The sequence below is a fragment of the Bacillus pretiosus genome, assembly GCF_051294775.1.
GTDB lineage: Bacteria > Bacillota > Bacilli > Bacillales > Bacillaceae_G > Bacillus_A > Bacillus_A wiedmannii.
The window spans coordinates 1-292 of record NZ_JBPPHF010000365.1 but is presented as its reverse complement, the minus strand read 5'-3'; the positions used below and the strand labels follow the sequence as shown (position 1 = coordinate 292).

At 31.5% G+C, this 292-nt stretch carries 1 pseudogene; it reads right to left on the bottom strand.

Going from position 1 to position 292, the window contains the following annotated elements:
• Positions 1 to 292: pseudogene (locus tag ACSG5Z_RS31290) on the bottom strand (MATE family efflux transporter); the annotation flags it as partial.

Here is a 292-nt window from a genome sequence, read left to right as displayed (position 1 = left end):
GGAATACTATGATCATAATTTGTTTAACTGTATCCCATTCAAAATGGAATTTCGTCCATTTTAAAATTCTACTTTTTCTAAAAAAGTGGGTTAATAATACAAGGAATCCAATCGCTGCTGAAAGAATAGTTGCTGAAGCAGCACCTGTTACGCCCCATCCAAAACTGAAAATAAAGATATAGTCAAACACTATATTTAATACAGCAGTTACAACTAGACCTGCCATTGCTAAATTAGGATTTCCGTCATGTCGTATAAATGTACTTAAAATATTTTCTAAAACGTATATCAT